The sequence below is a fragment of the Arthrobacter sp. TJ-238 genome, from assembly GCF_058269215.1.
Genome location: NZ_JBZCNH010000003.1, coordinates 204,150 through 228,909, shown reverse-complemented (window position 1 = coordinate 228,909; position 24,760 = coordinate 204,150). Strand labels below are relative to the sequence as shown.

Genomic DNA, 24,760 nt, shown 5'->3' with positions numbered 1-24,760 from the left:
CACCCGGCGCAGCACGAACACTGCGACTGCCCGCCAAAAGCGCCGGGCCGACCCGGCGCAGGCGGACAGATGAACAAGACACGGTGCCCGCTCGAAGCGGACACCGCGGGGCCAAGGCTGTCCCCTCCTGACGCTCCATCAAGGGGGAAGGATCCTTATCCGATGACTGCTGAAACACCAGAGACCTCAACCGGGACGCAGCCCACGCCGTCGACCACGGCGCCCGTCGAATCTCCCTTCACGCGCTTCGCCGCCATCCCGGAGGCCACGGGCCTCTACGACCCCGAGAACGAGAAGGACGCGTGCGGCCTGGCCGTCATCGCGACCCTGCGCGGGGAGCCCGGCCACGACATCGTCGACGCCGCCCTGACCGCTCTGCGCAACCTCGAGCACCGCGGCGCCGTGGGCGCCGACGAAGGCACCGGCGACGGCGCGGGCCTGCTGACGCAGATCCCGGACGAGTTCTTCCGCGCCGTCGTCGACTTCCCGCTGCCCGCCGCCGGCTCCTACGTGGTCGGCACGGCGTTCCTGCCGACCGAGGCGAAGGAGGAGGAGACGGCCCGTGCGGGCCTCGAATCGATCGCCGAGGCCGAAGGCCTGGACGTGCTGGGCTGGCGTGTGGTGCCCGTCGTGGCGGACCTCGTGGGCGCCATGGCCCGGGCGTGCATGCCCCACTTCGTGCAGCTCTTCCTGGCGCCGGCCGACGGCGCCGTGTCCGACCTCGACGCACGCGCGTTCCGGGTCCGCAAGCGCGCGCAGAACAAGTTCGGCGTCTACTTCCCGTCCCTGTCCTCGAAGACGATCGTCTACAAGGGCATGCTGACCACGGCGCAGCTCGAGCCGTTCTACCCCGACCTCTCCGACGAGCGCTTCAAGACGCGCCTCGGGATCGTGCACTCCCGCTTCTCCACGAACACGTTCCCCTCCTGGCCCCTGGCCCAGCCGTTCCGCACCATCGCCCACAACGGCGAGATCAACACCGTCAAGGGCAACCGCAACTGGATGCGCGCCCGCCAGTCGCAGCTGTCCAACCGGCTGCTCGGTGACTCCCCGGAGGAGCTGTACCCCATCTGCACGCCGGGTGCCTCCGACTCCGCGTCCTTCGACGAGGTCGCCGAACTGCTGACCCTCTCGGGGCGGCCCATCACGCACTCGATCATGATGATGATCCCCGAGGCGTGGGAGAACCACGCCACCATGGACCCGGCCCGCCGCGCCTTCTACCAGTACCACTCGATGCTCATGGAGCCCTGGGACGGCCCGGCCGCGGTGTCCTTCACCGACGGGCGCCTCGTCGGTGCCGTCCTCGACCGCAACGGCCTGCGCCCCGCCCGCTACTGGGTCACCGAGGACGGGCTCGTGATCCTCGCGTCCGAGGTGGGCGTGCTCGACATCGAGCCCTCCCGCGTGGTCCGCAAGGGACGCGTCTCGCCCGGCAAGATGTTCCTCGTCGACACCGAGGACGGCCGGCTCATCGAGGACCAGGAGGTCAAGGCCGAGGTGGCTGCCGCGAACCCGTGGGGCGAGTGGGTCAGGGAGAACCTGATCCAGCTCGAGGACCTGCCGGAACGCGAGCACGTCATCCACACGAAGGCGTCCATCAACCGCCGCCAGCGCACCTTCGGGTACACGCAGGAGGAACTGCGCATCCTCCTCGGCCCCATGGCGAAGAACGGCGCCGAGCCGCTCGGCGCGATGGGCTCCGACACGCCCATCGCCGTGCTCTCCAAGCGCCCGCGCCTGCTGTTCGACTACTTCGTGCAGTCCTTCGCGCAGGTCACGAACCCGCCGCTCGACTCCATCCGCGAGGAACTCGTGACCTCGATGGGCGTCACGATCGGCCCGGACGGCAATCTGCTGTCCACCGGGCAGGTGCGCTCCAAGCAGATCGCGCTGAAGTTCCCCGTCATCACCAACGACGAACTCGCGAAGATCGCCAACCTCGAGACCGACGACGGCGACCGCCTCACGGTCCGTGTGCGCGGCCTGTACCGGCACGACGGCGGCGAAGCGGCCCTCCGTGCCCGCCTCGCCGAGATCTGCGAGCAGGTCTCCAGTGCGCTGAACCGCGGGGTGGAGTACGTGGTGCTCTCCGACCGCGACTCGAACGCCCAGTGGGCGCCCATCCCGTCCCTGCTGCTCACCAGCGCCGTGCACCACCACCTGCTGCGCAGCGCGAACCGCACCAAGACCTCCCTCGTGGTCGAGGCCGGCGACGTACGGGAGGTCCACCACGTCGCCGTCCTGATCGGCTACGGTGCCTCGGCGGTCAACCCCTACCTGGCCATGGAGAGCTGCGAGGAGCTCGTCCGGAACGGGGACATCACCGGCGTCACCGCCGAGAAGGCCGTCGCGCACCTCATCAAGGGCCTCGGCAAGGGCGTCCTGAAGATCATGTCCAAGATGGGCATCTCCACGGTCAGCTCCTACTGCGGCGCCCAGACCTTCGAGGCGCTCGGACTCGCGCAGGAACTCGTCGACGAGTACTTCCACGGCACGCAGACCCAGCTGGGCGGCGTCGGGCTCGACGTCGTCGCGGCGGAGACCGCGGCCCGCCACGAGAGCGCGTACCCGCAGGACGGCATCGAGGACCCCCACCGCGGCCTCGACAACGGCGGCGAGTACCAGTGGCGCCGCGAGGGCCCGCCCCACCTGTTCAACCCCGAGACGGTGTTCCGGCTGCAGCACGCCACGCGCGAGCGCCGCTACGACATCTTCAAGGCCTACACGCGCGGCGTGGACGACCAGTCCAAGGACCTCATGACCCTCCGCGGGCTCCTGAAGCTGCGCGGCGACGCCCGCCCGCCCATCGGCATCGACGAGGTGGAGCCCGTCTCCGCCATCGTGAAGCGGTTCTCCACGGGCGCCATGAGCTACGGCTCCATCTCGCAGGAGGCGCACGAGACCCTCGCGATCGCGATGAACCGCCTCGGCGGCAAGTCCAACACGGGGGAGGGCGGCGAGGACGTCGAGCGCCTGCTCGACCCCGAGCGCCGCTCCGCCATCAAGCAGGTGGCCTCCGGCCGGTTCGGCGTGACGAGCCTGTACCTGACGAACGCCGACGACATCCAGATCAAGATGGCGCAGGGGGCCAAGCCCGGCGAGGGCGGCCAGCTGATGAGCCAGAAGGTCTACCCGTGGATCGCCCGGACGCGGCACTCCACGCCCGGCGTCGCGCTCATCTCGCCGCCGCCGCACCACGACATCTACTCCATCGAGGACCTCGCCCAGCTCATCTACGACCTGAAGCGGTCCAACCCGAGCGCGCGCGTCCACGTCAAGCTCGTCTCCGAGGTGGGCATCGGCACGGTCGCCGCGGGCGTCACGAAGGCCAAGGCCGACGTCGTCCTGGTGTCCGGGCACGACGGCGGCACCGGCGCGAGCCCGCTCAACTCGCTGAAGCACGCCGGCATCCCATGGGAGCTCGGCCTGGCCGAGACGCAGCAGACCCTGATGCTCAACGGCCTGCGCGACCGCGTGGTGGTGCAGGTGGACGGACAGCTCAAGACCGGGCGCGACGTCGTCATCGCCGCCCTGCTCGGCGGCGAGGAGTTCGGCTTCGCGACCGCCCCGCTCGTGGTGTCCGGCTGCATCATGATGCGCGTCTGCCACCTCGACACCTGCCCCGTGGGCGTCGCGACGCAGAACCCGGAGCTGCGCAGCCGCTTCACGGGCAAGCCGGAATTCGTGGTGAACTTCTTCGAGTTCATCGCCGAGGAGGTCCGGGAGATCCTCGCGGAGCTCGGTTTCCGCACGCTCGAGGAGGCCATCGGTCACAGCGAGCTGCTCGACGCCCGCGAGGCGATCGAGCACTGGAAGGCCGACGGCCTCGACCTCGACCCGATCCTGCGCGGCAACGAGTTCGACTCGGGTGAGCCGATGCGCAACATGCTCCCGCAGAACCACGAGCTCGACCAGCACTTCGACAACAAGCTCATCGAGATGAGCGCCGACGCGCTGCACCACCGCTCACCGGTCCGCATCTCGGTGGACGTCGTCAACACGGACCGCTCCGTCGGCACGATGCTCGGCCACGAGGTGACCCGCACGTTCGGGCTGGACACCCTGGGCACGAACACCATCGACGTGACCCTCACGGGCCAGGCCGGGCAGTCGCTCGGCGCCTTCCTGCCGGCCGGCATCACACTGCGGCTGCTCGGGGACTCCAACGACTACGTGGGCAAAGGGCTGTCCGGCGGGCGGATCATCGTCCGTCCGGACCGCGCCAACGTCTTCCGCGCGGAGGACAACGTCATCGCGGGCAATGTCATCGGCTATGGCGCCACGAGTGGAGAGATGTTCCTCCGAGGGCAGGTGGGGGAGCGGTTCCTCGTCCGCAACTCCGGGGCGACGGCCGTGGCCGAGGGTATCGGCGACCACGGCTGCGAGTACATGACCGGCGGGCAGGCCCTGATCCTCGGCCGCACGGGCCGCAACTTCGGCGCGGGCATGTCGGGCGGCACGGCCTTCGTGCTCGACCTCGACCGTGCCCGCGTCAACAAGCAGAGCCTCGAGAACGGCGAGCTCCTGCTCGTCGACCTCGACGCCGAGGACATCGAGATCGTCCGGCGCCTGCTGATCCAGCACGTCGAGGAAACCGAGTCCACGCTCGCCGAGAGTCTGCTCGAGTCCTTCGAGGACACCATCGCCCGATTCACGAAGGTCCTGCCGCGCGACTACGCCGCGGTACTGGACGCCCGCGCCACCGCCGTCGAGCAGGGACTCGATCCCGACGGTGCGGAGGCGTGGACCAAGATCCTGGAGGTTACCGGTGGCTGACCCACGCGGATTCCTGAAGGTGCGCGAGCGCCAGACCCAGCCGCGGCGGCCCGTGCCGGTGCGCATCATGGACTGGCAGGAGGTGTACGAGGCGCAGGAGAAGGGCGTCCTGAAGTCTCAGGCCGGCCGCTGTATGGACTGCGGCATCCCGTTCTGCCACCAGGGCTGCCCGCTGGGCAACCTCATCCCGGAGTGGAACGACCTCACCTTCCGCGACAAGGGCCGCGAGGCGATCGAGCGGCTGCATGCCACGAACAACTTCCCGGAGTTCACGGGCCGCCTCTGCCCGGCGCCGTGCGAGTCCTCCTGTGTGCTCGGCATCAATCAGCCGCCCGTGACCATCAAGCAGGTCGAGGTCTCCATCGCCGACCAGGCGTTCGAGGAGGGATGGGTGGAACCCCACCCGCCGGAGCGCCTGACCGACCGCACCATCGCCGTCGTCGGCTCCGGACCGGCCGGACTGGCTGCGGCCCAGCAGCTGACGCGCGCGGGCCACACGGTCGCCGTCTACGAGCGCGACGACCGGATCGGCGGGCTGCTGCGCTACGGCATCCCGGACTTCAAGATGGAGAAGATCCACCTCGAGCGCCGCCTCGACCAGATGAAGGCCGAGGGCACGCGTTTCCGCACCGGCGTCGACGTCGGCAAGGACATCAGCTGGGGGCAGCTCAAGCGGCGCTACGACGCCGTCGTCGTCGCTACCGGGGCCACGGTGCCGCGGGACCTCGCCATCCCCGGCCGGGAACTCCAGGGCGTGCACTTCGCCATGGACTACCTCGTTCAGGCGAACCGTGTGGTGGCCGGCGAGGCCATCGAGGACCAGATCCACGCCGAGGGCAAGCACGTGGTCATCCTCGGAGGCGGCGACACCGGCGCCGACTGCCTCGGCACCGCGCACCGGCAGAAGGCGGCGAGCGTCACGACGCTCGCGATAGGCCAGCAGCCGTCGTCCGAACGGCGCCCGGACCAGCCCTGGCCAACGTTCCCGACACTCTTCGACATCGCCAGCGCCCACGAGGAGGGCGGCGAGCGACGCTACCTGGCATCCACCGTGGAGTTCGTCGGCGACCACGGCGTGCTGCGCGGCATCAAGGTCGCGGAGACCGAGTTCGTGGACGGCCGCCGGGTGCCGAAGGCCGGCACCGAGCGCGAGATCCCCGCGGACCTCGTGTTCCTCTCGCTCGGTTTCACGGGAGCGGAACCGGCGGGCATCACCGAGCAGGTCCACGCCGAGTTCGACGAGCGCGGCAACGTGGCACGCGACGGCTACTACATGACCAACACCCCGGGCGTCTTCTCGGCGGGCGACGCCGGCCGCGGCCAGTCGCTCATCGTGTGGGCCATCGCCGAAGGCCGTGCGTGCGCCGCCGCGGTGGACCAGTGGCTGATGGGATCCACCAAGCTGCCCGCCCCCGTGGCACCCACCGACCGCTCCATCGCCGTCCTCTGACCGGCACCGGCACCACCCCGCCCCATCTTCTTGCACCATTCCGACGACCCAACACGACTAGGCTAGGTTCATGAGACGCGCAAAAATCGTTGCCACCTTCGGCCCCGCAATCGCCAGCTATGAGAACACGCTCGCTGTGCTCGAGGCGGGCGTCGACGTGGCCCGGATGAACATGAGCCACGGTGACTACACCGTGCACAGCAGCACCTACGAGAACGTCCGCCGTGCCTCGGAGGAGCTCGGCAAGCCCGTCGGCATCTTCGCCGACCTCCAGGGACCGAAGATCCGCCTCGGACGCTTCGCCGACGGCCCGCACGCCCTCGCCCCCGGCGACGTCTTCACCATCACCGTCGAAGACATCGAGGGCACGCAGGAGATCTCCTCCACCACGTTCAAGGGGCTGCCGCAGGACGTCAACATCGGCGACATGCTGCTCATCGACGACGGCAAGGTCTCTCTGCGCGCCACGGCGGTCGACGACGTGAAGGTCACCACCGAGGTCGTCGTCGGCGGCATGGTGTCCAACAACAAGGGCATCAACCTGCCGGGCGTCGCCGTGAACGTCCCCGCCCTCAGCGACAAGGACGAGGAGGACCTCCGCTGGGCCATCCGGATCGGCGTCGACATGGTCGCCCTCTCCTTCGTGCGTGACGCCGGCGACGTGAAGCGCGTCCACGAGATCATGGACGAGGAAGGCCGCCGCGTCCCGGTCATCGCGAAGATCGAGAAGCCGCAGGCGGTCGACGCCCTCGAGTCGATCATCGACGCGTTCGACGCCATCATGGTGGCCCGTGGCGACCTCGGCGTGGAGCTGCCGCTGCAGGACGTGCCGATCGTGCAGAAGCGCGCCGTCGAGCTCGCCCGCCGCTGGGCCAAGCCCGTCATCGTCGCCACGCAGGTCCTCGAGTCCATGATCGACAACCCGCGTCCCACGCGCGCCGAGGCCTCCGACTGCGCCAACGCCGTGCTCGACGGCGCGGACGCGGTCATGCTGTCCGGCGAGACGAGCGTGGGCAAGTACCCGATCGAGACGGTCCGCACCATGGCCGACATCATCGAGTCCACCGAGCGCCACGGCCTCGAGCGCGTGCCGCCGCTCGGCAGCAAGCCGAAGACCCGCGGCGGAGCCATCACGCGTGCCGCCGTCGAGATCTCGGACCAGCTCGACGCGAAGTACATCTGCACCTTCACCCAGTCGGGTGACTCCGCACGCCGCCTGTCCCGCCTGCGCCCGAAGAAGCCCGTCTTCGCCTTCACACCGGTGCAGTCCACCCTGAACGCCATGTCCCTCATCTGGGGCATCCAGCCCAAGCTCGTCGAGTTCGTCGCGCACACCGACGAGATGACGGCCCAGGTGGACAAGGTGCTCTTCGAGCAGGGCCTGGTCGAGGTGGACGACCTCGTGGTGATCGCAGCCGGGTCCCCTCCCGGACAGGCCGGTTCGACGAACTCCATCAAGGTCCACCGCGTCGGCGACATCACCGACGCCGGCCAGCTGCCCGACGACCACACGTCCTACGTGAAGGAGGGCGTCGGCCCCTGGCCCGTCAAGAAGAAGTAGCGGGTCCCTGACGCAGAAGACCCCCACCCTCGCCGGGTGGGGGTCTTTTCGTCGTCTCTTCGACCGGGTCGGTCGACCCTGCTCTCAGTTGACCTGGTTGATGATCGTCTCGGCGACCTCGCGCATGCTGAGGCGGCGGTCCATGGAGGTCTTCTGGATCCAGCGGAAGGCCTCGGGCTCGGTGAGACCCATCTTGGTGGTCAGGAGGCTCTTGGCGCGCTCCACGAGCTTGCGGGTGGCGAACTGCTCCTGCAGGTCGGACACCTCGGCCTCGAGGGCCTTGATCTCCTCGTGACGCGACATCGCGATCTCGATGGCGGGGATCAGGTCGGCGGGCGTGAAGGGCTTGACGACGTACGCCATCGCCCCGGCGTCACGCGCCCGTTCGATGAGTTCCTTCTGACTGAAGGCGGTGAGCAGGACCACGGGGGCGATCCTGGCCTTGACGATCTGCTCGGCGGCGGTGATGCCGTCCATGACGGGCATCTTCACGTCCATGAGGACGAGGTCGGGCTTGTGCTCCTCGGCGAGTGCCACGGCCTTCTCGCCGTTGTCGGCCTCGGCCACGACCTCGTAGCCTTCCCCACGCAGGATCTCGATGATGTCGAGCCGGATGAGCGTCTCGTCCTCGGCCACGATGACCCGGCGTGCGGGCCCGGCGGGCGTGGATTCGGTGGGTTCAGACACTGTTGCTCCTTGATGATGGTGGCGTTCCGGTGGGTCCGCGGAGAGCGTGCTCGCGTACCCGGAAACAGACTATCGGCATGTAGAGTGGATTCGCGCACCGGCGGACGCGGAAGCAGGGCTTCCCTCCCGCGGCCGGTGCGCGGACGGCCCGAATGGCGGAATTGGCAGACGCGCTGCACTCAAAATGCAGTATCGAGAGGTGTGTGGGTTCGAGTCCCACTTCGGGCACCTAAAACGCCTCAGCGGCGGCTGTCCCGCTCCCGGGGCGGGCGACCGGCGCACGGTCAGTTCTCCGACACGCCGACACGCCGACGCCGGACCCGCGACGGCGGGCCGTACCCCTTCTCTCATCGGTGGCGGACGTCTATGATTGGGGTCCACCGCGCGACGGTGTTGGGACGGCCTCCCTGGGGAAGCACAGTCCGAAAGTGAACATCGCAACTGCAGGCAGCGTAGACGAGGAATCCGAGCGAGGACGCCCCATTCCGGTACGGGTCAGCGCGAATCTGCTCCGGGTATGAACGGGCGGCCTCGCCGGACAGCGGCCCGCGGCGTGCTGTACACGGCACGCACCCATCCCCTCTATCTGGCCGGCATGCGTGGAAGAAAACCATCATGAAGAAATCTCTTAGCTGGCGTCTGTTCGTCCTCGTCGCAGGAACCCTGTTCGCCCTCATAGCAGGTATGGGCCTGTCCGCACCGGCTGCTGCATCACCCGCCCAGGTCGCCACCGCCGGCAGTCACTACGACTACGAGGATTTGAACCTCAAGGTGAACCGGGACGGCAAACACGTCAATCTGAAGGTCATCGGCGACGATTACGATGCGAAGTGGGTTGTCGTGAAAGTCGTCCAGACCAATCACCACGGCAAGGAGCGGGTGATCGACCATCGGAAGGTGTGGACGGAGAAGGGGGACTTCAAGTACCAGATCAAGAATGTGAAGTGCGGCAACACCTACCAGGCCTTCAGCGAGAGCAAGAAGGACGGGTGGGACAAGAGCGACAGGATCTGGATCAAGTGCGATAGGCACGGTCACTGACACCACGAACAGCGCACTCCACGGGATGAGCCCGGGAACACGGGCGCAGACGGCCTGATAGGCATTCTCGACTGATATGAATCCTCGACCCGGCACTGGACCGGCCCTCCATGGGCCCGTCCACTGCCGGGTCTCGTCATCGGGCGGCCGGTCCTCGGAGATATCTGCCGTCGCCCTCCTACCAGGTGATGGCACGATAGACAGTCGATCGGGGAAAAAGCCGTGAACGAAGAAGAGGCTCGTCAGAAACTCGTTGAGAACATCAGGCACCGACGGTCATGTATCAAGCTGTTCCTCCGGCAGGAACGACCCCGTCGGAACAGGCTGACCATGGCAAGCGTCGTTGGTAGCGCACTGGCTGCGACACTCACAGCGGGCCCGGCCCTCGGCGGGACCCAATTCGCTACAGGCGTTCAAGGGGCCTTGGACGTGGAACAAAGCTCTGTCGTATGGCAGGTTCTCTGCCTGGGCGCGATGCTGGCCTCCATCGTGGCGGCGATATCGACGAATCTGGCCAATTCGCACTCAGTGGCTGAGAAGGTCACCGCAGCAGAGGCGTCCTATGTCCAACTCGAGGGACTGCAGACGGCGTTGGACCTCGGACGACTGCCCCTCGAGGATGCTATTCAGCTGTACCAGCAGTACACGGCTCAAGTGGCGTTCGTCGATGATGTGGAGGACAAGGCGAAGTCCACGCGGTGACCTCGAGCCATGCGGCACCTGGCAGAGGGCGGCACCCCGTTGCGGCGACGGGAGCCGGGGTACATTGGGCCCATGGCCAGCGAAGCGATGATCCTCGACGTCGATTCACCGGACGGACCGCGGGCGGTCCGCCTCTCCAGCCCGTCCCGCCTGCTCTGGCCCCGGGCGGGCCTGACGAAGCTCGACCTCGCGCGGTACCTCCTCGACGTCGCGCCGGCGTTCCTGACCGCCAACGGTGACCGGCCTGTCTCTCTGCAGCGCTTCGGCGGGGACGTGGACGGCGAGCACTTCTTCAGCAAGAACCCGCCCAAGGGTGCGCCCGACTACGTCCGCAGCGTGACGGTCACCTATCCCAGCGGCCGCCAGCACCCCCAATTGGTGCTGGACGAACCCGCCGCGGCCGTATGGGCGATCCAGATGAACACCGTCGTCTTCCACCCCTGGGCATCCCGGGCGGGCGCCCCCGATCTGCCCGACGAGCTGCGCATCGACCTCGACCCGCAGCCCGGCACCACCTTCGCGGACGTCGTCGCCGCCGCCCACGAGCTCCGTGCGGTGCTCGGTGAGGCCGGATTGGTGGGCTTCGTGAAGACCTCGGGCAACCGCGGCCTCCACGTGTTCGCGCCCATCGAGCCGGCCCACGAGTTCCTCGAAGTACGGCGCGCCGTCATCGCCGCGGCGCGGGAGCTCGAGCGCCGCATGCCGGAGGCCGTGACGACGGCGTGGTGGAAGGAGGAGCGCGGAGCGCGCATCTTCGTGGACTACAACCAGGCCAACCGGGACCGCACCATGGCCGGCGCCTACAGCCCGCGGGCCCTGCCGCACGCGCCCGTGTCCTGCCCCGTCACCTGGGACGAACTGGACGGCGTCGACCCCGCCGCCCTCACCATCGCCACCGTGCCCGAGCGGCTGCGCAGCCTCGGCGATCCGTGGGAGCATCTCCACGCCGAGCCCGGCAGCATCGACGTGCTGCGCGCCTGGTGGGACCGGGACGTGGAGAACGGCCTCGGCGAGCTGCCCTTCCCGCCGGACTTCCCCAAGATGCCCGGCGAGCCGATGAGGGTGCAACCGAGCCGCGCACGCAACCGCGCCTGATTCCTGCTGTCCTGCCCGCTGTCAACGCTCCGCCCCGGACCGGGCCGCCCTGCGGGGCGCCGTCCTGCTTTGGTAGAACAGGAAGGACCGTTGCCGCGCCCGGCAGGAGCCGGGCCTGACTCCGCGCCGGCCCCGCGCCCGGCCACTGGGAGACCCATGAAGAAGAGCGTGCTGTCAGCCACCGTCCTGGTGCTCCTCGTGACGGGCTGCGGCGGCAACCCCGCCACTGGGCCCGAACCCGCCGGACCCACGCCGAACCCCGCCGAGACCGCCACGGAGCAGGCCGCGGCGCCGTCGGACGCCCCCTCGGTCGAGGGCCTCGCCGACGCCGACAGCGGTACCTTCGCGTTCCTCCTCGACGCCGCGAAGGGCGAGATCGTGCTGCCCGCCGAGGCGCCCGGGGAGGTCGAGGGCCTGCGGACCCAGCTGGGCGAGGAGGCGGTGACCTACGCGCTCGTCACGGTGCAGAACCCGGAGGGCGGTCTGACGCTCGACCTCGAGACGATCACGGTGTCCACCCCGGAGGGCCAGGACCTGGAGCTCCGGCCTGCGTCCACCGTGATCGAGGAGTGGGGCGCGGCGGCGAACGGCGGGGAGTCCTCGCCCGACGTCGTGGGGCTCGTCGAGCAGTACAGCGGAGGAGCGCTGCCGGGTCGGACCAGCGAGCTCCTCATGATCGGCGGGTTCCCCGAGGTACCGGACATCGTGCGCACCGTGACCGTGCAGCCGACGGGCGGCGGAGAGCCGGTGGAGGCGACCGTCCGTCCCGAGTCCTAGGTGCCTCTCCGGCCGCTGACGCGGCATGCGCCGGAGTAAACTTGGCCCCATGCTGAGCACCGAGCACTCCCGCACCGCGGTCGTCATCGAGGACGACGACGACGTCCGCGACCTGCTGCACACAGTGCTGACCGGAACGGGGTTCCGCGTCCACACGGCGCCGGCGGGGCTCGCCGGCGTGGAGATGGTCCGGCGCCTGATGCCGGACGTGGTGACCCTCGATGTGGGGCTGCCGGACATCGACGGCTTCGAGGTGGCCGAGAGGATCCGCCGCTTCTCCACCACCTTCATCGTCATGCTGACGGCGCGTGCGGACCCGTCGGACGAGAAGCGCGGGCTCGACGCCGGAGCGGACCGCTACCTGCGCAAACCCTTCCGGCCCGCCGACCTGCGCCGGCACATCCAGGAAGGCACGAGGACGGCCGACGCCTGACGCGCCGACCCGTTCAGTGCGAGTGCGCGCCCGCGCTGGTCTCCAGCTCCGGCGCGATGACCGCGTCGGACACCATGCCCGTGACCAGCGCGTAGACGCCCTTGTGCAGGTAATCCACCGCCTTCTCGCCGAAGGGCCACAGGCGCGGGGCGGCTCCTGCTCCCGTCGCGTTCTCGAGCGTCTGGTCGAATGCGAGGCGCACGACTGCATGGGCCGCGGTGGCGGACGGCCCTCTGATGCCCGTCACGGACCAGACGCCCCTGAGCGCCCCGAGGGTGGCGCCGGTCAGCCAGTGCATGGCATGGTTCCAGGCCGGGTAGAGCGCGGTGTTGCTGGTGGGCCGGCCGAACAGACTGCGCAGCGTCCGTCCGGGGATGTGCGAGTCGGGGCGGTGCGTGAGGCGCTGCTCCACGAGCTCGCCCGCGGTCATGGCAGCCGTGCCGAGGAGACCGACCGCCGCTCCGCGCAGTGCTGCCCGCGCCAGGGCGGGCCCGCGCCCGGCCACTAGTCGTCGTCCCCTCGGGCGTCGTCGTCGAGATCGGTGTCGATGCCGTTGTTGTCGTCGTAGTTCCCGGTGTCGGTGCCGGAGTTGTCGTTGTCCTGGTTGCCGAGGTCGCAGCCGCCGAGGAAGAGGCTGCCGGCGGCGAGGAGAGCGGCGATGGTCTTCAGCTTCTTGTCAGCCATGGGTCCGTTCCGAGGTGCTCGATCCGTCGGGCGCCGGTTCCGGCGTCCTTTCCCACGGTAGGCAGGGCGCGGGAGTGGGGCAACCGGGCGCTCAGGGCACGGCAGTGCTTGCAATCGCGGCCCCCGTGCCCCGTCCGTTCGCCGCTGTCCCGCGCCGCCCCTGCCGGGGTCAGCCGCGGACGTCGCGGATCATGTTCGTGATGCGCGCCGTCGAGAGCCTGCGGCCCTGGTCGTCCGTCATCACCACTTCGTGGGTCGTGAGGGTCCGGCCGAGGTGGATGGCCGTGGCGGTGCCGGTCACGAGGCCGGAGTCCGCACTGCGATGGTGGGTGGCGCCCACCTCGATCCCCACGGCCTGCCGCCCGGGGCCCGCGTGGAGCCCTGCCGCGAAGGAGCCGAGGGTCTCCGCCAGCACGACGTGCGCGCCGCCGTGGAGGATGCCGGCGACCTGCTGGTTGCCCTCGACCGGCATCGTCGCGACCACCCGCTCCGCGCTCATCTCGGTGAAGACGATGCCCATCTTGACGGTGAGCGCGCCCACCCCGTAGCGCCCCAGCCACCCGTGCATCTCGGCGGGGACCCCGGCGGCGACCAGTTCGGCCAGCCGGTCCTCGGAAGGCGTGGAGGGGGCGTCGGTCCGGGTGCGGTTGTCTGTCATGGGAACTAGGCTGGCACCTGTGAGTCAAACAGCCAAACCCGCCACCCTGACCGTCGATACCCCTCCGGAGACACCGCTGGAGACGCCGTCGACGCCGGCGCTGCCGGCCCGCCGCAGCGACGGTTCACGCAACCGGCTCCTCGTCATCGACGGTCACTCCATGGCCTTCCGGGCCTTCTACGCCCTGCCCGCCGAGAACTTCTCGACCGACACCGGCCAGCACACCAACGCCGTCTACGGGTTCACGGCGATGCTCATCAACCTCATCAAGGACCAGAAGCCGAGCCACGTCGCCGTGGCGTTCGACCTCGACACCCCGACCTTCCGCTCGGAGGAGTACACCGAGTACAAGGGTGGCCGCAACAAGACGCCCGAGGAGTTCCACGGGCAGGTGGACCTGATCATCAAGGTGATGGAGGCCATGCGGATCCCCACCATCTCCCTCGACGGCTACGAGGCGGACGACATCCTGGCGACCCTCGCCCACCAGGCGGCCGAGGCGGACTGGGACGTGCAGGTTGTCAGCGGGGACCGCGACGCCTTCCAGCTCGTCAACGACCGCGTGACGGTGCTGTACCCGAAGCAGGGCGTGACCAACATCCCGCAGATGGACGCCCAGGCCATCGAGGAGAAGTACTTCGTGCCGCCCCACCAGTACTCCGACCTCGCCGCGCTCGTGGGCGAGAGCGCCGACAACCTGCCCGGCGTGCCCGGCGTCGGGCCGAAGACCGCCGCCAAGTGGATCAAGCAGTACGGCGGGCTCGAGGGCATCCTCGAGAACCTCGACAAGATCGGGGGGAAAGTCGGAGACTCGCTGCGCGCCAACATCGACGACGTCAAGCGGAACAGGCGCCTCAACCGCCTCCTGACCGACCTCGAGCTGCCGGTGGACCTCGACGCCATGGTGTCGCAGCACCCGGACCGCCCGGCCGTGGAGGATCTCTTCGACTCGCTGCAGTTCAACACGCTCCGCAAGCGCCTCTTCGACCTGTTCGGCGAGGAGGAGACCGAGGACGAGGGCGACGAGCAGATCGCGCCCGCTCATGTGCTGCTCGAGGACGCCGAGGCGCTCACGCAGTGGTTCCGCTCGACCAATCAGGCGCAGGCGTCCGTGGCCCTGGCGACCGAGACGACGGGCGGCACTCCGGACGTCGTCGGCATCGCGGTCGTCACCGGACTTCATGCCGCGTTCATCCCGCTCGAGCCGCTCGACGCGGCGGCCGAGAAGGTCCTCGGGGACTGGCTGTCCGCCACCGACGCACCGAAGATCGTCCACGATTTCAAAACCGTGTTCAAGCTCCTGTCCGCCCGCGGCTTCCACCTGGCCGGCGAGGTGGACGACACCGCGATCTCCGGGTACCTCATCCAGCCCGACCGCCGCAGCTACGACCTCGCCGACCTCGCGCAGTACCACCTGCGCCTGTCCATCACAGCCTCGGCGAACGACTCCTCCGGGCAGCAGGCACTGGACCTCGGCGGGAACGACGTCGCATCACCCGCCGTCGTCGCCGCCTACGCCGCACTGCGCCTCAGCGAGCACTTCGCCGGCCAGCTCGTCGAGAAGGGTGCCAACCAACTGCTCGGCGGGCTCGAACTGCCGCTCGCCGAGGTGCTCGCCCGCATGGAGCTCACGGGTGTGGCCGTCGACCTCGACGGACTCGACCGGCTGTACGACGACTTCTCGAAGACCATCAGCGCCGCCGGCTCCGAGGCGTTCCGGATCATCGGCAAGGAGATCAACCTCGGCTCGCCCAAGCAGCTGCAGACGGTCCTGTTCGACGAGCTCGAACTGCCGAGGACCAAGAAGATCAAGACGGGCTACTCCACCGACGCGGACGCCCTCACCGACCTGATCACCAAGACGGGCCACCCGTTCCTCGAGCAGCTCCTCGCGTACCGCGACGCCACCAAGCTGCGCCAGACCGTGGAGGGCCTCCGGAAGGCCGCGGGCGAGGACGGTCGCATCCACACGACCTACCTGCAGACCATCGCGGCGACCGGGCGCCTGTCCTCGACCAACCCGAACCTGCAGAACATCCCCGTCCGCTCCGACGAGGGGCGGCGCATCCGCGAGGTGTTCGTCGTCGGCCAGGGCCGTGACGGCCAGGCGTTCGAGAGCCTCATGACTGCCGACTACTCGCAGATCGAGATGCGCATCATGGCGCACCTCTCCGGCGACGAAGGGCTCATCTCCGCCTTCCAGGAGGGCGAGGACCTGCACCGGTTCGTGGGCTCGCACATCTTCGGGGTCGCGCCCGAGCAGGTGACCAGCGCCATGCGCTCGAAGGTGAAGGCCATGTCCTACGGTCTCGTCTACGGACTGAGCTCGTTCGGGCTCTCCAAGCAGCTGAACATCTCCGTCGACGAGGCGCGCACCCTGATGCGCGACTACTTCGAGCGGTTCGGCGCGGTGCGCGACTACCTGCGCGGCATCGTGGAGCAGGCCCGCAAGGACGGCTTCACCTCGACGATCGAGGGACGGCGCCGCTACCTGCCCGATCTCTCCAGCGACAACCGCCAGCTGAGAGAGATGGCGGAGCGCGCGGCGCTCAACGCGCCCATCCAGGGATCGGCCGCCGACATCATCAAGAAGGCCATGCTCGGCGTCGACGACGCCCTGACCACGCGGGGGCTGGCCTCGCGCATGCTGCTGCAGGTGCACGACGAACTGGTCCTCGAGATCGCCCAGGGCGAGGCCGAGGAGGTCGAGGCGCTGGTCCGCGAACAGATGGGCAGCGCCGCCGACCTCACCGTGCCGCTCGACGTCTCGGTCGGAACCGGCGCCACCTGGCACGAGGCCGCGCACTAGGCGGCCCGGCCCGCCCGTCCACCCCGGCCCGCCTGCGGCAGGTGGGGCAGGTGGTCGGGCAGGACCGTCCCCGCTAGGCTGGTGACCTGTGAGCCACTACACACCCGACCTGCAGACCGAAACCTTCACCCTCGACCCCGACGAGGACGCCACACCGGACGGGCGCTTCGCCAGGTGGCTCGACGCCGAGGGGATCGGCTTCCACGAGGGGACCTTCGACCCCGAGGACGTCCCCGTCTACCTGGCTGCATACCAGGCGGACCGGCGCGTGCTCTGGGGCGTCCACGACCGGGCCCAGCCCGCCGAAGCGCTCGGTGCGGACCAGCCGGTGGCCACCTACGGCACCATGGTCCACGCCCTCAACGTCGGAGCCGCGCAGCTCGACGCGCACCAGATCACCGCTGTCACGGTCCGCACCAGCCACCGGCGCAACGGCATCCTCCGCTCCCTGATGATGCGGGACCTGCGCGAGGCGAAGGAGCGGGGTCTGGCGCTGGCGATCCTGACGGCCTCGGAGGCCACGATCTACGGGCGCTTCGGATTCGGCTGCGCGACCTTCACCCAGAGCATCGAGGTGGACGTGCGCGAACGCTTCGAGGTGACGGCGCCGAGGACCGGCACGACGACGCTCGTGGCCCGCGAGCACGCCATCGGCCTGGCCGAGAGGATCTTCGCGGGCTTCCAGGCCGCGACGTTCGGCTCCGTGGGCCGGCAGTACGCCTACCCGCGCCGCGCCTCGGGCGCCTGGGGCCGCGAGCGACCCGTCGAGGACCGCGCCGTGCGGATGGCCGTGCACTACGACGACGCCGGGGAGCCCGCCGGGTTCGTCAGCTACCGGTTCGCAGGCTGGGACTCGGAGCCCCCGACGATGAAGATCGTGGACCTCGTGGCCTCCACGCCGTCGGCCTACCTCGAGCTGTGGCGCTACCTCGGGTCCCTGGACCTCGTGGAGCGCATCACCTGGGACGGTGCGCGGCTCGACGACGCCCTGCCGTGGGCGCTGCGGGACCGGCGCTGTTACCAGGTCAAGGGCACCGACGACGTGCTCTGGGTCCGGCTGCTCGACGTGCCGGCCGCGCTCGGGAAGCGCTCGTACCGGGGCAGCGGCCGGGTCGTGCTGGAGGTGGTGGACGAGCACGGGCTCGTCGACGGCTCCTACGTGCTGACCGTCGTCGACGGCGCGGCGCAGGTCGAACCCGTCGACACGGCCTCGGCCCCGGACGCCACCCTGACGGCCAACGCGCTCGGCTCGCTGTACCTCGGGGGAGTGGGCGCCTCCACGCTGGCGGACGCCGGCGGTCTGACGGCCCACGCCGACGACGCCGTGAGCCTGCTCGACTCCCTCTTCGGGCGGGCTCAGGAGCCCTACTGCATCACCCACTTCTAGGCGCCGGGCCCCGGGTGGGGGCGCGTTCCGCGTGCCATCCGGGGCCTCCGCGCTGCTTTGACGGTGTTGGAGCCCGCGGCTAGACTAATCAGGCGCGTAGTGCGCTCTGGCAGGTCCCGATGAAGATCGGGCGCCCGCGGGGCGCGCCACTCCTCCTGAATCTTTCGAGGTTCTTTCCATTTCGTCCACATCCGGACATCGGAACCCGCTCCCGGCGCAGCCGGAATCGCGGGGTCCGCCATGACCGGAGCAAGTCATCATCCACAACGGAGCCCCAACTACATGACCATCACCACCACCGAGAAGCAAGGTGCCCCCGTCGTCGCCATCAACGACATCGGCACCGCTGAGGACTTCCTCGCAGCGATCGACGCCACCATCAAGTACTTCAACGACGGAGATCTCGTCGAGGGTACGGTCGTCAAGGTCGACCGCGACGAGGTCCTGCTCGACATCGGTTACAAGACCGAGGGTGTCATTCCTTCCCGCGAGCTGTCCATCAAGCACGACGTCGATCCCGGGGACGTCGTCTCCGTGGGCGATCAGGTCGAGGCTCTGGTGCTCACCAAGGAAGACAAAGAAGGCCGACTGATCCTCTCCAAGAAGCGCGCTCAGTACGAGCGTGCCTGGGGCGACATCGAGAAGGTCAAGGAAGAGGACGGCGTCGTCACCGGCACCGTCATCGAGGTCGTCAAGGGTGGCCTCATCCTCGACATCGGCCTGCGCGGCTTCCTGCCCGCGTCCCTCGTCGAGATGCGTCGCGTCCGCGACCTGGCTCCGTACATCGGCCAGCAGATCGAAGCGAAGATCATCGAGCTCGACAAGAACCGCAACAACGTCGTGCTGTCGCGTCGTGCGTGGCTCGAGCAGACGCAGTCCGAGGTGCGCTCCACGTTCCTCAACAAGCTCGAGAAGGGCCAGGTCCGTCCGGGCGTCGTCTCCTCGATCGTCAACTTCGGTGCGTTCGTGGATCTCGGCGGCGTCGACGGTCTGGTGCACGTCTCCGAGCTCTCCTGGAAGCACATCGACCACCCCTCCGAGGTCGTCGAGGTCGGTCAGGAAGTCACCGTGGAGGTCCTCGAGGTCGATCTCGACCGCGAGCGCGTCTCCCTCTCGCTGAAGGCCACGCAGGAAGATCCCTGGCAGACCTTCGCACGCACGCACGCCCTGGGCCAGGTCGTCCCGGGCAAGGTCACCAAGCTCGTGCCCTTCGGCGCGTTCGTCCGCGTCGAGGACGGCATCGAGGGCCTCGTGCACATCTCGGAGCTGGCCGTCCGCCACGTGGAACTGGCCGAGCAGGTCGTCTCCGTGGGTGACGAGCTCTTCGTCAAGGTCATTGACATCGACCTCGAGCGCCGCCGCATCTCCCTCAGCCTCAAGCAGGCCAACGAGGGCGTCGACGCGGACAGCACCGAGTTCGACCCCGCGCTCTACGGCATGGCCGCCGAGTACGACGAAGAGGGCAACTACAAGTACCCCGAGGGCTTCGACCCCGAGTCGAACGAATGGCTCGAGGGCTACGAGACGCAGCGCGCCGCCTGGGAGGCCCAGTACGCCGAGGCACAGTCCCGCTGGGAGTCGCACAAGAAGCAGGTCGTGCAGCACGCGTCCGACGACGCCGCCGCAGCGAACGAGCCCGTCGAGTCGAACTCGACGAGCTACTCGTCCGAGCCCGTCGTCACGGACTCCGGTTCGGGCACGCTCGCTTCCGACGAGGCTCTCGCCGCACTGCGCGAGAAGCTGACCGGAGCGTAAGCACCGCGCGCCAGCGGTCCGCTGACGCACAGCACAGGGAGGGTCTCCGCCGGTCGGCGGGGGCCCTCCCTGCGTTTTCCAGCGTCTTCGGTGGCCCTGCCGTTGCCGCGGCGTCAGCGGCGCGTGGACACCGTGACGGTGAAGCGCGGGGAGCGGTCGAGCTGGCGGGTGGGGCCGACGAGACGCTCGAGGACGGGCCGGTAGCGGAGGTGGCTGTTCCACACCGTCCAGAGTTCGCCTCCCGGGGCCAGCACGCGGGCGCATGCGCCGAACAGCCGGTGCGCGATGCCCGCGTGGACGGTGCTGCCGATGTGGAACGGCGGATTCAGGACGATCACGCCCGCCGAGGCATCCGGTACCGCCGACAGGGCGTCGTCCCTGCTCACCCTCACCCGGTCCGCCACGCCAGTCGCCTCCGCCGTGGCGAGCGTCGAGGCGGTCGCCGACGCCGACTGGTCCGTGGCATGGACGGTCAGGTGGGCGTCGTTCAGGGCGAGGAAGGCCGTGATCGCGCCGTTCCCGCACCCCAGGTCGATGACCTCCGCCGGCCGGGACGGTCCGGACAGTGGATCCGTCAGGCCACGCAGGTGGGGGAGCAGCAGCTGCGTCCCGGAGTCGAGGGCGGCGCCGCCGAAGGTCGCCCCGTAGGCGCGCAGCTCCAGCGGCGCGCCGAGGCCGACGTCGAACCTCGCGCTCCGGGGGAAGGGGGACGCGGCTCCGGGGCGCGGCCCCGACGCGACGAGGACCCGTGACTTCTGGCGGGCGAACCCCGCGGAGACGTCCGTGAAATGGCGGGCGAGCACAGCGTTCATGGAGAGCGACATGTGCTTGACCCGACCCGCGGCGAGGACCTGGACATCGGGTGGGGCGTACTGTGCGATGGCCCCGGCGATCTCGTCCAGCTCGTCGAGGGATCGGGGCAGCCGCAGCAGCACGGTGGTGACGCCGTCCAGCAGGGCGGCAGTGAGCGGGAAGGACCGGTAGGTACCCTGCAGCCCCTGGTCCGCCGCGTTCAGGGCCAGGGCCCGTTCGTGCACCACGCCGTCCTGGAACGCGCGGACGGCGACCCCGGACGCCTGCGCCGCGCCGAGCGTGAGGGCGCCGTAGGCATCGTTGACGGTCGCGATGCCGCCCCCCTCACGGAGACGGTCCGCGGCCGTGTCGAGGAGCAGACGGTCGGCGGCATCGACGGCAACCAGTTCCGGTGCCTCCACATCGGGACGGCGGCGCAAAAGGTCGACACTGAACGGGCTCACCCTCTTTATCCTAGGTGGCTCACCGCGCCGCTCAGGAAGCGTCCGGCCCGGTGTCCTCCGGGCGGGGGCCGTCGGCGAATGTGCCGTCGGGACGGGTGCCGTCGGGACGGGTGCCGCCGGGACGGGTGCCGTCGGGACGGGTGCCGCCGGGATCGGTGCCGTCCGCGGGCGCGTCCGTGGTCGTCGTGTCGAGGAGCCAGTCCAGCGGACGACCGGTCGGGCCGGCCGGGTCCGGGGCCCACGGCGCCTCCGGTGCCGCGTCCCCGTCCCCGTCGCCGTCCCCGGTACCGGGGACGAGGTCCGTGCTGTACGGGGCCCGGGGCGGCGCGGGCAGGCGGTCGATCAGCTCGTTCGCGGCATGCGCGAGGAGGTCGCGCTGCAGGGGAGGGAGGGTGAAGGATCCGTGGAGGTAGGCCTCCACCTCGTACTCCCCGGCGTCGCCGGCCAGCCCGAAGTAGTGCAGCCACAGCTCGCCCGGGTCGATCTGCGCTGCGCGGATCGCCCGAAGGAGGTGGATGCGCTGGTATTCGTGGTCCGGATGGTTTTCCACCTGCTGTGCCTTAGCGGGGGCTGCCGGCGGTGCCGTCGATCACGGAGAGGGCTACCGCCCGCAGGTCCACCCTCGTGGTCGACGCCTGCGAGAGCATCCTGCGCATCGCGGCGTCGTTGTCGATCGCGTGCCGTTCCATGAGGATGCCGCGCGCGGTGGAGACGAGGTCACGGGTCGCGATGGCGTCCCGCAGTGCCCGGCTCGCCGCCGCCGCCGAGCTGTCCGCCTGGACGTTGCCGAGCAGTGTCGCCGCCGGGGACGCGAGGAGCTCGAGCTGCTTGCGGTCCTGCGGGGAGAACGCAGACGGGAGCGGCGAGTAGACCTTGAGCGCGCCGATGCTCCTGCCGTCGCTGATCAGCGGGGTGCTGAGGGTGGAGCGCAGCGGGAGGTGGCTGACGGCATCCCGCCACAGGGGCCAGCGCTCGTCCTCGTGGATGTCGTCGATCTGCACCGTGACCTCCGCGGCCCAGGCAGTGAGGCACGGGCCCTGACCGAGTTCGTACTGCAGCGCATCGGCTTCGGTGACGACCTGGTCGGTAAATCCGGTGCTGCGCCGTCGGCCCTGCGGGTCGAGGAGGGAGACGCCCGCTCCGAGCGAGCCGGGGACCGACTTCTTGATGGCTTCGGCGAGGTCCTCGACCGCGCGCGACGCCGTCTGTTCGGTCAGGAGCAGGCCCTTGAGCCGCGCGAAGACGAACGTCAGTTCTTCCATCGGTGATGTCACGGTTCCAGCCTCGGCAGCAGGGCAAATGCGGTCGGACCAACGCTATCAGGATCCATACGTCGTCCAACGGCATCCGGGCCGGGTCTTACGGTTGCGGAGCGGCTCCCGAGCGGGGTGCGGGGGCACCTGCCGGCATCCGCGACCAGCCGCCGGCACCGTCCACGACCTGCTTGCCGCGCGGCGATCCGCGTGTCTAGGGTTGAATTACTAAGCGCCCTTTCCAACGAGCCCAGGAGTCGACATGACCGGATCAGGCCACGATGCATTGCCGCTGCCCGACTACGACCACATCCCGCTCGGAACACTGCCGACGCGCATCACGGGCCTCGATGAGAGCGGCCTGCAGGCGCTCCTCGACTACGAGGAGGCACATGGCGACCGCCTGCCCGTGAAGCTCGTGCTGCAGCACAGGCTCGAGGCCGTACAGGGCGGCGCCGAACTGTCCGAGGGTGCCGCCACCTCGATGCCGGAGGTCGGCAGTACGGCCGGCGGGTCGCCCGTGACGCCCGCGACGTCGGGCCCGCCCATCAATCCGCCGTCGCACGGCGACCCGACCAACCCTGCCATGCCGCGCTGACCCCGCGACACCCTCCGGGCCGCCGTCAACCCGTGCCCGACGCCCCGAGCAGCCCGACGCATCGAGCACATGCCCGGTGTCGTGCCGTCCGCCTCAGCCGGCGGACGGCACGGCGGTGAGCAGCTGTTTCTCCTCGACCAGTTCGGTGGAGAGGGTCTTGTAGCCCACGGAGTCGAACAGCACCGTGATGATGCCGTCCTCGTATCCCATGACCGTCCCGCGCCCCCATTCGGGGTGCTCCACGACGGTGTCCACGTCGAAGGGCACGTCCGCTTCCGGTACCGCGTCGCCGGGCTGCTCCGCGTGGGTTCCGGCCGACTCCTGCCGGGAGCAGGTGTCGCAGTTGCCGCAGGCCTCCGGCAGTTCCTCCCCGAAGTAGGAGAGCAGGAACTGACGCCGGCAGCCTCGCGTCTCCGCGTAGCGGCGCGCCATCTCGACGCGCGACCGGTCGATGCGCTCACGGTTCTCCGCCTGCGCGACCGCCGCCTCGACGGCGTCAGCGGTGGACATCTTCCGCGCCCGGTACCCCTTGACGCCGTCCGTGACCGCGCCGGCGGCCTCGAGCAGGTTCAGGAGGCCCGCCAGTTTCCGGGGCGGGAGGCCGGAGAGCTCCTTCAGCTTCTTCGTCTTCACTGGCTTGCCCTGCGCGGAGAGGAGGGCGAACAGCTCCCTCAGCTGCGTGCGGTTGACGGACTTCGCCGCGAAGAACCGGCGGAGCGACAGATCCTCCGGTCGGTAGTGCAGGACGGCCTTCGAGGGGAGTCCGTCGCGTCCTCCGCGGCCGATCTCCTGGTAGTAGCTGTCCAGGGAATCCGGGATGTCGGCGTGGAGGACGAAGCGTACATCCGGCTTGTCGATGCCCATCCCGAAGGCGGTGGTCGCGACGACGACGTCGATCGACCCGTCGAGGAAGCCCTCGTGCACCGCCTGGCGTTCCTTCTTGAGCCGGCCGGCGTGATAGACGTCGGCACGGCACCCGCGCTCCTGGAGATCGGCGGCGAGCGCGTCGGCGGCCTTCTTCGTCGCGACGTACACCAGGCCGGGCCCTTCGAGGTCGAGGACCCGGTCGCGCACGGCGCGTTCCTTCTCGCCGGCCTCCACGTGCTGCACCACCTCGAGGGACAGGTTGGGGCGGTCGAAGCCCTCCACGATCACGGTGGGATCGGCCAGGTGCAGCCGTTCCACGATCTCCGCCTGTACGGGGTGGGAAGCCGTCGCGGTCAGAGCGACCACCGGCGCCCGCAGGTCCCTGAGGAGGTGGCCCAGCTGCAGGTAGTCGGGTCGGAAGTCGTGTCCCCAGGACGCCACGCAGTGCGCCTCGTCGACCACCACGAGCGACACGTCGAGCGCCTTCAGGCGGGCGGCCACTTCGTCGCGCGCGATCTGCTCGGGCGCGAGGAAGAGGAACTTCGCCCGCGTCGCCTCGTCGTCGTCTCGTGCGGCCTCCCACGCGGCGTCGAGCTCGGCCTTGCTCACCGCGGAGTTGATGACGTAGGCACGGGTGGATCCTGCGCTCTCGTTGATCGACTCCGCCTGGTCGTGCTGCAGGGCGATCAGGGGGGAGATGACGACGGCCGCCCCGGGCAACGCCATCGCGGGCACCTGGTAGATGGCCGACTTGCCGGAGCCGGTCGGCATGACGCAGAGGATGCTCCGGCCCTCCAGCACCTCCTTCATGGCGTGCTCCTGGCCGGGGCGCAGGTCGTCCCAGCCGAACGTGGCGGCGGCGGTCGATTGCAGGTCGTGCAGGGTGATGGTCACTGTGCTCCTCACGAACGGTCAGTCCCCTCAGCGTATTCAGGCGCACCGACACCCGGCCGCAGCCACCGCCGGTC

Annotated in this window: 20 protein-coding genes and 1 tRNA gene; 13 read left to right on the top strand and 8 right to left on the bottom strand. The window is 69.5% G+C overall.

What is annotated here, in order from left to right; genetic code table 11:
• Positions 1 to 162 precede the first annotated feature (162 nt).
• The 3 genes from gltB to pyk all read left to right on the top strand — a co-directional run bounded on the left by gltB (position 163) and on the right by pyk (position 7,790).
• Positions 163 to 4,779 carry a glutamate synthase large subunit gene (gene gltB / locus AC4D2O_RS07190; protein ID WP_490906121.1) on the top strand — a complete coding sequence of 1,539 codons (4,617 nt, stop codon included), beginning with the start codon at positions 163 to 165 and terminating at the stop codon, positions 4,777 to 4,779.
• On the top strand, positions 4,772 to 6,229 hold the full coding sequence (locus AC4D2O_RS07185) for a glutamate synthase subunit beta (RefSeq protein WP_490906120.1): 1,458 nt from the start codon (positions 4,772 to 4,774) through the stop codon (positions 6,227 to 6,229). The genes gltB and AC4D2O_RS07185 overlap by 8 nt, the downstream gene beginning before the upstream one ends.
• Before the next feature lie 70 nt (positions 6,230 to 6,299).
• Positions 6,300 to 7,790, top strand: a complete 1,491-nt coding sequence (gene pyk / locus AC4D2O_RS07180; protein ID WP_490906119.1) for a pyruvate kinase — start codon at positions 6,300 to 6,302, stop codon at positions 7,788 to 7,790.
• 84 nt (positions 7,791 to 7,874) lie between these two features.
• Here the strand turns inward: pyk and AC4D2O_RS07175 are convergent, their stop codons facing one another.
• On the bottom strand, positions 7,875 to 8,477 hold the full coding sequence (locus tag AC4D2O_RS07175; RefSeq protein WP_208741031.1) for an ANTAR domain-containing response regulator: 603 nt from the start codon (positions 8,475 to 8,477) through the stop codon (positions 7,875 to 7,877).
• A 146-nt stretch (positions 8,478 to 8,623) separates the two neighbouring features.
• Here AC4D2O_RS07175 and AC4D2O_RS07170 point away from each other — a divergent pair.
• The 6 genes from AC4D2O_RS07170 (at position 8,624) to AC4D2O_RS07145 (ending at position 12,525) form a co-directional block, all read left to right on the top strand.
• A tRNA-Leu gene (locus tag AC4D2O_RS07170) sits at positions 8,624 to 8,705 on the top strand.
• Positions 8,706 to 9,092: 387 nt separating this feature from the next.
• Positions 9,093 to 9,518, top strand: coding sequence for a hypothetical protein (locus AC4D2O_RS07165; RefSeq protein ID WP_490906118.1), 426 nt, complete (start codon positions 9,093 to 9,095; stop codon positions 9,516 to 9,518).
• A gap of 528 nt (positions 9,519 to 10,046) precedes the next feature.
• A complete protein-coding gene (locus tag AC4D2O_RS07160; RefSeq protein WP_490906117.1) occupies positions 10,047 to 10,220 on the top strand; it encodes a hypothetical protein in 174 nt (57 codons plus the stop codon).
• Positions 10,221 to 10,292: 72 nt separating this feature from the next.
• Entirely contained in the window at positions 10,293 to 11,315 is a 1,023-nt protein-coding gene (ligD, locus tag AC4D2O_RS07155; protein WP_490906116.1) for a non-homologous end-joining DNA ligase, read from the top strand.
• Between the two features lie 156 nt (positions 11,316 to 11,471).
• The gene (locus AC4D2O_RS07150; protein ID WP_490906115.1) at positions 11,472 to 12,092 is read left to right on the top strand and encodes a hypothetical protein; all 621 of its coding nucleotides are present in this window, start codon (positions 11,472 to 11,474) and stop codon (positions 12,090 to 12,092) included.
• 49 nt (positions 12,093 to 12,141) lie between these two features.
• Positions 12,142 to 12,525 carry a response regulator transcription factor gene (locus AC4D2O_RS07145; protein ID WP_490906114.1) on the top strand — a complete coding sequence of 128 codons (384 nt, stop codon included), beginning with the start codon at positions 12,142 to 12,144 and terminating at the stop codon, positions 12,523 to 12,525.
• 13 nt (positions 12,526 to 12,538) lie between these two features.
• Here AC4D2O_RS07145 and AC4D2O_RS07140 read toward each other — a convergent pair whose 3' ends face one another.
• The 3 genes from AC4D2O_RS07140 to AC4D2O_RS07130 form a co-directional block, all read right to left on the bottom strand.
• Positions 12,539 to 13,030, bottom strand: a complete 492-nt coding sequence (locus AC4D2O_RS07140; RefSeq protein WP_490906113.1) for a hypothetical protein — start codon at positions 13,028 to 13,030, stop codon at positions 12,539 to 12,541.
• Positions 13,030 to 13,209: a hypothetical protein gene (locus AC4D2O_RS07135; RefSeq protein ID WP_490906112.1), complete on the bottom strand. Its 180-nt coding sequence runs from the start codon at positions 13,207 to 13,209 to the stop codon at positions 13,030 to 13,032. Before AC4D2O_RS07135 ends, AC4D2O_RS07140 begins: the two co-directional genes overlap by 1 nt.
• A gap of 169 nt (positions 13,210 to 13,378) precedes the next feature.
• On the bottom strand, positions 13,379 to 13,867 hold the full coding sequence (locus AC4D2O_RS07130) for a hotdog fold thioesterase (protein WP_490906111.1): 489 nt from the start codon (positions 13,865 to 13,867) through the stop codon (positions 13,379 to 13,381).
• Between the two features lie 19 nt (positions 13,868 to 13,886).
• Here AC4D2O_RS07130 and polA point away from each other — a divergent pair, with 19 nt between their 5' ends.
• From polA to rpsA, 3 genes are all read left to right on the top strand, one after another.
• Positions 13,887 to 16,676, top strand: a complete 2,790-nt coding sequence (gene polA / locus AC4D2O_RS07125; RefSeq protein WP_490906110.1) for a DNA polymerase I — start codon at positions 13,887 to 13,889, stop codon at positions 16,674 to 16,676.
• 88 nt (positions 16,677 to 16,764) lie between these two features.
• On the top strand, positions 16,765 to 18,063 hold the full coding sequence (locus tag AC4D2O_RS07120) for a GNAT family N-acetyltransferase (protein ID WP_490906109.1): 1,299 nt from the start codon (positions 16,765 to 16,767) through the stop codon (positions 18,061 to 18,063).
• A gap of 282 nt (positions 18,064 to 18,345) precedes the next feature.
• Positions 18,346 to 19,818, top strand: a complete 1,473-nt coding sequence (gene rpsA, locus AC4D2O_RS07115; RefSeq protein WP_490906108.1) for a 30S ribosomal protein S1 — start codon at positions 18,346 to 18,348, stop codon at positions 19,816 to 19,818.
• Positions 19,819 to 19,931: 113 nt separating this feature from the next.
• On the opposite strand, the gene AC4D2O_RS07110 is transcribed toward rpsA, so the two are convergent.
• From AC4D2O_RS07110 to AC4D2O_RS07100, 3 genes are read right to left on the bottom strand one after another with little or no spacing between them, the layout of a single operon-like run.
• On the bottom strand, positions 19,932 to 21,074 hold the full coding sequence (locus tag AC4D2O_RS07110; RefSeq protein ID WP_490906107.1) for a class I SAM-dependent methyltransferase: 1,143 nt from the start codon (positions 21,072 to 21,074) through the stop codon (positions 19,932 to 19,934).
• Positions 21,075 to 21,105: 31 nt separating this feature from the next.
• Positions 21,106 to 21,624, bottom strand: a complete 519-nt coding sequence (locus AC4D2O_RS07105) for a hypothetical protein (RefSeq protein WP_490906106.1) — start codon at positions 21,622 to 21,624, stop codon at positions 21,106 to 21,108.
• A gap of 10 nt (positions 21,625 to 21,634) precedes the next feature.
• Positions 21,635 to 22,348 (bottom strand): GAF and ANTAR domain-containing protein, encoded by a 714-nt coding sequence (locus AC4D2O_RS07100; RefSeq protein WP_490906105.1) that lies wholly within the window; start codon positions 22,346 to 22,348, stop codon positions 21,635 to 21,637.
• 241 nt (positions 22,349 to 22,589) lie between these two features.
• Here AC4D2O_RS07100 and AC4D2O_RS07095 point away from each other — a divergent pair, with 241 nt between their 5' ends.
• A complete protein-coding gene (locus tag AC4D2O_RS07095) occupies positions 22,590 to 22,925 on the top strand; it encodes a DUF8129 domain-containing protein (RefSeq protein WP_490906104.1) in 336 nt (111 codons plus the stop codon).
• A 93-nt stretch (positions 22,926 to 23,018) separates the two neighbouring features.
• On the opposite strand, the gene AC4D2O_RS07090 is transcribed toward AC4D2O_RS07095, so the two are convergent.
• Complete coding sequence (locus tag AC4D2O_RS07090) at positions 23,019 to 24,686, bottom strand: RecQ family ATP-dependent DNA helicase (protein WP_490906103.1); 1,668 nt, start codon at positions 24,684 to 24,686, stop codon at positions 23,019 to 23,021.
• Positions 24,687 to 24,760: the final 74 nt, after the last annotated feature.

Excerpts from the sequence above, each read along its gene's own strand:
- gltB (WP_490906121.1), top strand. The coding sequence starts at position 163 with ATGACTGCTGAAACACCAGAGACCTCAACCGGGACGCAGCCCACGCCG.
- pyk (WP_490906119.1), top strand. The coding sequence starts at position 6,300 with ATGAGACGCGCAAAAATCGTTGCCACCTTCGGCCCCGCAATCGCCAGC.
- AC4D2O_RS07165 (WP_490906118.1), top strand. The coding sequence starts at position 9,093 with ATGAAGAAATCTCTTAGCTGGCGTCTGTTCGTCCTCGTCGCAGGAACC.
- ligD (WP_490906116.1), top strand. The coding sequence starts at position 10,293 with ATGGCCAGCGAAGCGATGATCCTCGACGTCGATTCACCGGACGGACCG.
- AC4D2O_RS07150 (WP_490906115.1), top strand. The coding sequence starts at position 11,472 with ATGAAGAAGAGCGTGCTGTCAGCCACCGTCCTGGTGCTCCTCGTGACG.
- AC4D2O_RS07145 (WP_490906114.1), top strand. The coding sequence starts at position 12,142 with ATGCTGAGCACCGAGCACTCCCGCACCGCGGTCGTCATCGAGGACGAC.
- AC4D2O_RS07135 (WP_490906112.1), bottom strand. The coding sequence starts at position 13,209 with ATGGCTGACAAGAAGCTGAAGACCATCGCCGCTCTCCTCGCCGCCGGC.
- AC4D2O_RS07130 (WP_490906111.1), bottom strand. The coding sequence starts at position 13,867 with ATGACAGACAACCGCACCCGGACCGACGCCCCCTCCACGCCTTCCGAG.
- rpsA (WP_490906108.1), top strand. The coding sequence starts at position 18,346 with ATGACCATCACCACCACCGAGAAGCAAGGTGCCCCCGTCGTCGCCATC.
- AC4D2O_RS07095 (WP_490906104.1), top strand. The coding sequence starts at position 22,590 with ATGACCGGATCAGGCCACGATGCATTGCCGCTGCCCGACTACGACCAC.